General features: G+C 73.9%; 9 protein-coding genes. 2 read left to right on the top strand and 7 right to left on the bottom strand.

The window, feature by feature from the left end; genetic code table 11:
* Positions 1 to 131: 131 nt before the first annotated feature.
* A complete protein-coding gene (locus RWH44_RS15340; RefSeq protein ID WP_316005247.1) occupies positions 132 to 887 on the top strand; it encodes a glutamine amidotransferase in 756 nt (251 codons plus the stop codon).
* A gap of 23 nt (positions 888 to 910) precedes the next feature.
* Here RWH44_RS15340 and RWH44_RS15345 read toward each other — a convergent pair whose 3' ends face one another.
* From RWH44_RS15345 to RWH44_RS15370, 6 genes are all read right to left on the bottom strand, one after another.
* Positions 911 to 1,645 carry an NAD(P)H-hydrate epimerase gene (locus RWH44_RS15345; protein ID WP_316005248.1) on the bottom strand — a complete coding sequence of 245 codons (735 nt, stop codon included), beginning with the start codon at positions 1,643 to 1,645 and terminating at the stop codon, positions 911 to 913.
* Complete coding sequence (locus tag RWH44_RS15350) at positions 1,638 to 2,699, bottom strand: YihY/virulence factor BrkB family protein (protein WP_298875425.1); 1,062 nt, start codon at positions 2,697 to 2,699, stop codon at positions 1,638 to 1,640. Before RWH44_RS15350 ends, RWH44_RS15345 begins: the two co-directional genes overlap by 8 nt.
* A gap of 81 nt (positions 2,700 to 2,780) precedes the next feature.
* Positions 2,781 to 3,269 carry a prepilin peptidase gene (locus RWH44_RS15355; RefSeq protein WP_316005249.1) on the bottom strand — a complete coding sequence of 163 codons (489 nt, stop codon included), beginning with the start codon at positions 3,267 to 3,269 and terminating at the stop codon, positions 2,781 to 2,783.
* Between the two features lie 8 nt (positions 3,270 to 3,277).
* Positions 3,278 to 3,574, bottom strand: a complete 297-nt coding sequence (locus tag RWH44_RS15360; protein ID WP_316005250.1) for a DUF1905 domain-containing protein — start codon at positions 3,572 to 3,574, stop codon at positions 3,278 to 3,280.
* A gap of 134 nt (positions 3,575 to 3,708) precedes the next feature.
* Complete coding sequence (locus RWH44_RS15365; RefSeq protein WP_316005251.1) at positions 3,709 to 4,113, bottom strand: ribosomal maturation YjgA family protein; 405 nt, start codon at positions 4,111 to 4,113, stop codon at positions 3,709 to 3,711.
* Positions 4,110 to 4,676 (bottom strand): mismatch-specific DNA-glycosylase, encoded by a 567-nt coding sequence (locus RWH44_RS15370; RefSeq protein ID WP_316005252.1) that lies wholly within the window; start codon positions 4,674 to 4,676, stop codon positions 4,110 to 4,112. The genes RWH44_RS15365 and RWH44_RS15370 overlap by 4 nt, the downstream gene beginning before the upstream one ends.
* Positions 4,677 to 4,733: 57 nt before the next feature.
* Here RWH44_RS15370 and RWH44_RS15375 point away from each other — a divergent pair, with 57 nt between their 5' ends.
* Positions 4,734 to 5,528, top strand: a complete 795-nt coding sequence (locus RWH44_RS15375; RefSeq protein WP_316005253.1) for an alpha/beta fold hydrolase — start codon at positions 4,734 to 4,736, stop codon at positions 5,526 to 5,528.
* A gap of 193 nt (positions 5,529 to 5,721) precedes the next feature.
* On the opposite strand, the gene RWH44_RS15380 is transcribed toward RWH44_RS15375, so the two are convergent.
* Positions 5,722 to 6,214: mannosyltransferase YkcB-related protein (locus RWH44_RS15380; protein WP_496196631.1), on the bottom strand; the 493-nt coding region annotated here is incomplete at its 5' end.

Consider the following 6,214-nt stretch of genomic DNA (forward strand, 5'->3'; position numbering starts at 1 on the left):
CAGCGTTGGGTCCGTGCGGCCTCGCCACCGACGCCCTGCCGCCCGCGCCCTCGGCACCGGTCGCCGTGGTCGCTCCCGAGCCTCGCCCGCACCGCCCGGCGGCCGTCCTGCGCTCGCCTAGACTCGCTCGGGTGAGCGCGACGGATCTGCCCGGTGACCGCCCGTTCGTGCTGCTCGCGACGCGTGCCGAAGACGGTCCGGCCGACGAGGAGTACGCGCTCTTCCTGCGCTACACCGGCCTGCCGCCGCACCGCCTGCGCCGCGTGCGTCTGGAGCGCGAGGCGATGCCCGCCCTCGATCTCGACGAGGTGTCGGGCGTGCTCGTCGGCGGAAGCCCGTTCAACGCGTCCGACCCGCTCGAGCGCAAGTCCGCGGTCCAGCGCCGCGTCGAGGCCGAGATGGCGCAGCTCGTCGCCGAGGTCGTCGCGCGCGACGCGCCCTTCCTCGGCGCCTGCTACGGCGTCGGCACCCTCGGCACGCACATCGCAGCACCCATCGACGGGACCTACGCCGAGCCGATCAGCGTGGTCGAGGTCGCGCTGACCCCCAAGGGGCGCGCCGATCCCCTGGCCGAGGGGCTCCCCGACTCCTTCGCCGCGTTCGTCGGGCACAAAGAGGCCATCAGCGACCTCCCGGCCTCGGCGGTGCTGCTGGCGTCGTCCGCCACGTGCCCGGTGCAGATGTTCCGCGTGGGACGCAACGTCTACGCCACGCAGTTCCACCCCGAACTCGACGTCGACGGGATCGTCACCCGCATCCACGCCTACGCCGGGTACGGCTACTTCGCTCCCGATGAGCTCGATCTCACCCTCGCGGCGGTGCGGCGCGCACCCGTCACGGCACCGTCGCGCATGCTCCGCACCTTCGTCGAACGCTACGCCCGCTAAGAGCGGCCGGCGACGCGCCCGCCCTACGCGTCGGCGAGGGATCCGGGCGATTCGACCCGCACGATCTCGATCGGCGCCGTCATCGCCGGGTGTGCCCGTCGCAGGTACGGCTCGAGTCCGAGGTCGACCAGGTGCACCCGCCCGGCGAGCTCCGGGCCTCGGCCCCGCACGAGTCCGGCTTTGAGCGCACCGACGGTGACCGTGACGTCGGCGGGGAGCACGGCGGCATCCGCGGATCCGTCATCGGGGTCGAGCCCGCTCGGGAGGTCGACGGCGACGATGCGCGGTCGACGCTCTCGGGCGAGCAAGCACTCCACGATCGCGCGGGCGCTGCCGCGCATCCGCCGGTCGGCGAGACGACCGATCCCCAGGATGCCGTCCAGCACCAGGGTGTAGCCCTCGATCGCGGCGCAGACCTCCGACGCCGGACGCACGACGGCCCCGGCGGAGACGGCCGCGTCGAGGGCGGCGCGATGGACCCGGTCGCGCACGAGCACGACGTCGATGCGGGAATCGGCGGAACGCGCCAGCTCGGCGGCGGCGTACAGCGCGTCTCCCCCGTTGTCTCCCGCGCCGACGAGGACCAGCACCGGTCCGGGCGTCGTGTCGCTCTCGACCGAGACGACCGCGGCGAGGGCGTGAGCGGCCCACCGCATGAGCGGCCGCCCTTCGGCGAGGAGGGGCGCCTCGGCGGCGCGGACGGCGTCGGCGGTGTAGGCCGCGACGCGCGCGGAAGCGGGCGATGCCGGCTCAGACACGGGACTCCGCCTCGGCCTCGTCCGCGCGTGTGGCGGCGGCGGGATCGTTTCGGGCGAGGGTCTCGCGCTCCTTCTGCTCGGCCGTGCGGGCGGCATCCAACTCCCCCGTGGCGGCGCGGACGGCCTTCTCGGCGCGACGCACGCGGAACTGGATCAAGGTGGAGGCGCCGTACTTCGCGCGGACGCGGTCGTGGTCCTCCTCGGTGGCGACGGTGATGTATGCCCCCGCGATGAGGATGACCTGGCTGGACAGGTTGAGCCACAGCAGCAGCGCGATGAGAGAGGCGAACGTGGTCAGCAGGGGGTTGTTGCCCGCACTGCCGACGAACAGCCCCGACAACTGCTGCAGCACGACCAGACCGACGCCCCCGAGCAGGGCACCACGCCACAGCGTGGGGCGACGGGTCTTCAGGCCCGAGAGCACCGCGAACGCGACCGCCACCGCGGCGGTGTCGAGGGCGAGCACGACGATCGTGGAGAGCGACCAGGTCAGCACGCCGGTGAGCCACGAGTCCGCGGAGATGCCGAGGAGGCCCCGGACGAAGGTGAGACCGGCGGTCGCGAGGAACGTCACCAGGGCCGCGCCGACGAGGGCGACACCGATGCCGATGGCGACGGCGAGATTGCGGAGGATGACGAGCACGGGCAGCGTGTCGTCGGTGGCCACTCCCGCGATCTGGCGGAGGGCCGTGCGCAAAGAGCCGATCGCCCCGATCGCCGCACCGAGCAGACCGATCGTTCCGATCACGCCCGCGATGGTGAACTCCGTCGGCGCCTTGATCTCGCTGACGTCGAGGAGTCCGTCGGGGCCCACCAGTCCGGGGACGACGTTGTTCACCGAGCGCTCGAGTGCCGCGAGACCCTCGGGATTGCCCGACAACCAGACCGCGGCCGCGGAGAAGCCGAGCAGCACCGCGGCGAACAGGCTGAACAGTGTGCGGTAGGTGACGCTGTCTGCGAGGACGGGGCCGCGTGCCCCCGAGTAGACGAGGAAGGCGCGCACGAGGCGGAGCGACAGGGCCCACGCGGTGACGCGACGGATGAGGTCGGCCATGGGGTCAGGCTATCCGTGCGGCGACGAGATGTCGGACGGGCTTGACCCACCGTTCGCTGCGCGACAGTCGGCCGCCGTCGTTCACCGCATCTCGGCCAGCACCCGCACCCACGCGCCGAGGAGCAGGAACGGACCGAACGGCAGGCTCGCACCGCGCCCGCCCGCCGCGACGACGCCGACGGCGGCGCACCCGGCGGCCACGAAACCGAGGGCGATCCCGGATGCCACGGCCTCGGGGCCGAACCACCCGAGGTGCGCGCCCACGAGCGCGGCGAGCTTGACGTCGCCGCCGCCGAACGCCTCGGGCCGCGCGAGGCGCACCATGAGACACGCGCAGAATGCCCCGAGGGCGCCGAGCGCGACGTCGGCCGCGCGCGCCGGGCGACCGGTGGCCGCGGCCGCGATCGTCAGGACGAGTACCGCCGCGATCGTCGCCGGGAGGACGACGACGTCGGGCAGTCGACGTCGACGCACGTCGATGACCGCGAGCACGACGCTCACGACCGCGAACAGCGAGAGGGCGAGGGCGGGGAGAGCCGTCGACGAGGCCCCGGACGACTGCCGCAGCACCGCGCGCCTCAGGCGTCGAGGACGGCGAGCTCCACCACGACCGTGCCGCCCGGTTCGATGCCCTCGGCGTCGCGGACCGCGCGCTTGAGCGGGAGGACGTAGACGCCGCCCGCCTGCGGGAAGATCGACGTGCGGAACACGGTGGCGCCGATGGTGGCGTCGACGCGGACCCCGCCGAACCCGCGGCGGAACGTCTGGGTCTCACGGATGTCGTCGCTCAGCTCGGGTGGGAGGGCGACGAAGTACCAGTCGCTGTCGCTCCGGGCCTCCCACCGGAACACGACCCCGTCGAACTGCACGAGCACCGGCCCCTCCTTTCGTCGCGGAACCGTCACGCTACCGCGCGGCGCGCGGGCGTCGCGGCATCCGTCCCCGGGGAGGAGCCGTCAGAGCGAGGTCTTCACCCCGGCGCGGTCGCCGGCCCTCGGCGGGGCCGCCCTCACCGCGACCGCGCCATCGCCTCGGCCCGCCGACCGCGCGCGCCCGACACCGCGCGGTCGACGCCGAGAGCGCTCACGACGGCGAGCACGTAGACGACGAGATCGCGTGCGTCGAAGCCCGAGCCGAGAACGAGCGCGGCGACCGGTATCCGCTCCGCCAGAGCGACCGGCACCCCGGTCAGCTGCAGCAGTTCGACGGCGACGCACCACAGCGCCGCGGCCGCCGCGAGTATGGGCCGTCGCGCGCGCGGGAGGAGCAGGACGAGTCCCGTGTAGGCCGCGACGGCGTAGAGCGCGTCTCCGGCGACGTCGGACGCGACCGAGGCGGGCAGCAGGCGGTGCACCGCGAGTCCCGCCGCGACGACCGCGACGAGGGCGACGAGGGCCGCGAGCCGCCGGGTCATGAGAGCACCCCCGCCGCACGTGCGGGCGCCGCGTAGGCCGCGGCGAGGGAGTCGACGGTGTCATGGGCGTTCAGTCCGCTCGGGTTGGGGAGGACCCATGTTTCGCACCCGGCGATCGACGCGTCTTGCCGTCCCGCGACGGCCTTCGGGCGATCGAATCCCTGCCGATAGGCGGTCAGCCCCACGATCGCGACCACCCGGGGCCGCCAGGTCGCGACCCGCCCCGCGAGCGCCTCCGCGCCCGCCCGCAGCTCGTCGCGCGAGAGCTCATCGGCCCGGGCCGTCGCGCGCGCGACCATGTTGGTCACCCCGATGCCGGCATCGAACACGAGCCGCCGATCGGACTCCCCCAGCGTCGCCGAGTACGCGGGGATGCGGGGCAGGATCCCGGCCGTCACCAGAGCCGGCCAGAAGCGGTTGCCGGGCCGGGCGAACGGCGTGCCCGTGGCGGCCGTCCACAGCCCGGGATTGATGCCGACGAAGAGCAGCCGCACCCCGGGCTCCACGAGGTCGGGCACCGTGGCATCCCGGAAGGAGTCGAGCTCGGCGCGCGTGAAACCCATGAGACCACTATGACCAGTACCGCGGGCCGCGCGCGGCGTTCTGCCAGGATCGGAGGAATGGATGCCGTGCCCGCCCTCACCGAGATCCCTCCCGCGCAGTTCGTCATCGTCGGCGACAACGTGCGCCTCGCCACCTACTCCTGGGGCGATCCCGAGGCGGATCCCGTGTTGTGCGTGCACGGATTCGGCTCGAGCACGCGTGACAACTGGATCAACACCGGCTGGGTGCGCGACCTGCTGCGCGCGGGCTTCCGGGTGATCGCGGTGGACCAGCGCGGCCACGGGGCGAGCGAGAAGCCCCACGATGCCGCGGCGTACACCATGCCCACCCTCGTGGCCGACCTCGTCGCCGTGCTCGACACGTATCTCGTCGATCAGGTGCGCTACCTCGGCTACTCGCTCGGCGGTCGGGTGGGCTGGCAGCTCGCCGTCGACGCCCCCGAGCACGTCGAGCGCGCGGTGCTCGGCGGCATCCCCGACGGTCGACCGCTCGCGCGCCTCCAGGTCGAGCAGGCCCGGGCGTTCCTCGACCACGGCGAGCCCGTTCAGGATGCCACGACCCAGCGTTACGTCTCGCTCGCCGAGCGCGTGCCCGGCAACGACCTGCGCGCGCTCGTCGCGATCGCCGAGGGGATGCGCCTGGGCGAGACCGATCCCGACCCGACGTCTCCCCCGCAGCAGCCCGTGTTGATCGCGACGGGCACCGACGACCCGATCCACGATCAGTCCGCGCACCTGGCGAGCCTGCTCCCCCGCGGCGAGTTCGCCGACATCCCGGGGCGGCACCACGTCAACGCGCCCGGAGCGCGTGCGTTCCGCGAGGCGGGCCTGGAGTTCCTCGGCCGCCCCTAGCCGCCTCGCCCTCCCCCGGGCAGAGCCGTCCGGTGCCCGCCCGCCGCCGGCGCCGCCTCGCCCTCCCGTCGCGACGCGTCGTCCGCCGTGGCCCCCGGCTCGCTCGAGTGTCCACAACACCCGGAAGGTCCGCGGAACCGTCCGCGTGTCCTGGACGCTCGATCCCGTCGACGGGGCGGCGGGAGCGGCCCGATCAGGAACAGGCGTAGACCGTCGAGGGCGCGCTGCTGTCGATCGCGCAGTTCTGTCCGACCCACTCGCGGATCTGGGCCGAGGTGCTCGAGCTCGACGCGGACGACGAGCCGAACCCTCCCCCACCGCTGCGCTCCTGGCCCTCGATGACGTAGCGCACGTCGCCCGCCTTCACGAGTGAGACGAACTCGTCGAGCGTGGGCACGGCATCCGTTCCGTTGAATCCGCCGATGGGCAGGAACGATCCGCCGTCGCTGGCGAGGATGAGGGATGCCGCGGACTGCGCGCCGAAGGTCGCGGCGAGGTACTCCGAGCCCGCGGCGTTCTGCTCGAGCCACGACAGCAGGGCCGTATCGGCGGTGCTCGTCCCGCCGCCGGCACCTCCGCCGCCGGCCGAGCGGCCCGCGCCGTCGCGCGCCGAGGAGCCGCCCGCGGCGGCGCCCGGCCCGGAGCCGCCCGCCGCGCCGCCGCCCTGGGTGCCGCCGCCGGGGGTC

The organism is Microbacterium phycohabitans, assembly GCF_032464935.1.
Classification (GTDB): Bacteria; Actinomycetota; Actinomycetes; order Actinomycetales; family Microbacteriaceae; genus Microbacterium; species Microbacterium phycohabitans.

What these genes read in the sequence shown, in the direction of transcription:
- RWH44_RS15375 (WP_316005253.1), top strand. Translation starts at nt 4,734, where the DNA reads ATGGATGCCGTGCCCGCCCTCACCGAGATCCCTCCCGCGCAGTTCGTC.
- RWH44_RS15365 (WP_316005251.1), bottom strand. Translation starts at nt 4,113, where the DNA reads ATGACCCGGCGGCTCGCGGCCCTCGTCGCCCTCGTCGCGGTCGTCGCG.
- RWH44_RS15350 (WP_298875425.1), bottom strand. Translation starts at nt 2,699, where the DNA reads ATGGCCGACCTCATCCGTCGCGTCACCGCGTGGGCCCTGTCGCTCCGC.
- RWH44_RS15370 (WP_316005252.1), bottom strand. Translation starts at nt 4,676, where the DNA reads ATGGGTTTCACGCGCGCCGAGCTCGACTCCTTCCGGGATGCCACGGTG.